This is a genomic window from Kitasatospora putterlickiae, assembly GCF_039527695.1.
In the GTDB taxonomy this organism is placed as follows: Bacteria; Actinomycetota; Actinomycetes; order Streptomycetales; family Streptomycetaceae; genus Kitasatospora; species Kitasatospora putterlickiae.
The window spans coordinates 1-1459 of the sequence record NZ_BAAAKJ010000140.1 but is presented as its reverse complement, the minus strand read 5'-3'; the positions used below and the strand labels follow the sequence as shown (position 1 = coordinate 1459).

Genomic DNA, 1459 nt, shown 5'->3' with positions numbered 1-1459 from the left:
AATTCCCGCGCCGGGCCGTCTCGTCGTCCGGGGCGTGCCGAACGCCGGTGCGGTCCGGGGCTACGGGCGGGGTGACGGGCAGTCGGTGTCGTGGGCGGGAAGGACGCCGTCCAGGAGGTAGTGGTCGACGGCGGCGTCCACGCAGGCGTCGCGGGGGGCGAACAGGCCCGCGTAGACGGTGTGGCGGAAGGCGCCGCGCAGGGTCACCAGCCGGGAGCCGGTCAGGGCGCGGTGGGCGGAGAGCTGGCCGGGGTAGGTGGCGGCCGGGTCGCCGTCGGCGCCGACCAGCAGGACCGGGACGTCGTTGCGCACCCGGGTGGGCGGTTCGGCGGGCTCGGCGGGCCAGAAGGTGCAGGGGGTGAGGTTGCGGGTGAGCGGGCCGAACAGCGGCTCGTCGGCGCGGTGGGCCTGGATGTCGCGGTAGTAGGCGAGCGGGTCGCGCGAGGCGGCGCGGTCCGCGCACATGATCGCGGTCTGCGTGGCGGCGTAGCCTCCGGTGTCGGGGGCCGCCAGGCCGGTCAGCACCGCCTCCAGCAGCGCGGTCGGCTGCGCCGGCCGGCCCTCGGCGGCGTCGAGCAGGACGCGCGTCAGGGCGGAGAACTCCTCGTAGGCGGCGTCGTCGTCGCCGGCCGACACCGTCCACAGCACCTGCGGCAGTGCCTTGGCGTCGACCCGGTGGGCGCCGACCGCCAGCGGGGCGCGCTCGGCGGCCAGCCGCACCCGCTCGACCGAGGCCAGCACCTCGGCGGTGGTCGCGCCCAGGTGGTGGCGGTCGTCGTGGCCGGCCGCCCAGCCGGCCCAGGCGGTGAGCGCCGCCGCCATCGCGGGGCCCTGGGTGGCGGTCAGGTCGGGGCCGAAGCGGTCCGGGTCCATGGCGGCGTCGAACACCGCCCGTCCGACCCGGCCGGGGAACAGCTGGAGGTAGACCTCGCCGAGGTAACTGCCGTAGGACGAGCCGAGGTAGGCGATCGTCGGCTCGCCGAGGACGGCGCGCACCAGATCCAGATCCCGGGCGGTGTTGCGGGTGGAGGCGTGCGGCAGCAGGGCGCGGTACGGCGAGCAGCGGGCCGCGAGGTCCTTGGCGAGCTCGGCGGCCCGGTCGAAGCCCAGCCGGTCGGGCCCGGCCGAGCCGGGGCCGGCCGTGGGCCAGCCGCAGTCGAGGGGGGTACTGGCGCCCACGAAGCGCGGGTCCATGCCGACGATGTCGTAGCGGGCGCCCAGGGCGGGAGCGGCCTGCCGCAGGGCGAGGGCGAGGTGACGGACGGGGACGCCGGGACCGCCGGGGTTGTAGAACAGGGTGCCCAGCCGGTGGGCCGGGTCGGTGGCGGGCAGCCGGGAGAGGGCGACGCTGAGCGTCCGTCCACCGGGGTGGCGGTAGTCGAGCGGGACGGTGACCTCGGTGCAGCGGGCGCCGGCGGCGGCGAGCGCGGCGGCGGCGGTGTCGTCCGGGCCGGTCGCG

General features: G+C 77.7%; 1 protein-coding gene. It reads right to left on the bottom strand.

Features of this window, described 5'->3' with window-relative positions:
* Positions 1 to 60: 60 nt before the first annotated feature.
* A partial coding sequence (locus ABD308_RS14975; protein ID WP_344333755.1) for an alpha/beta hydrolase occupies positions 61 to 1459 on the bottom strand: 1399 nt, incomplete at its 5' end.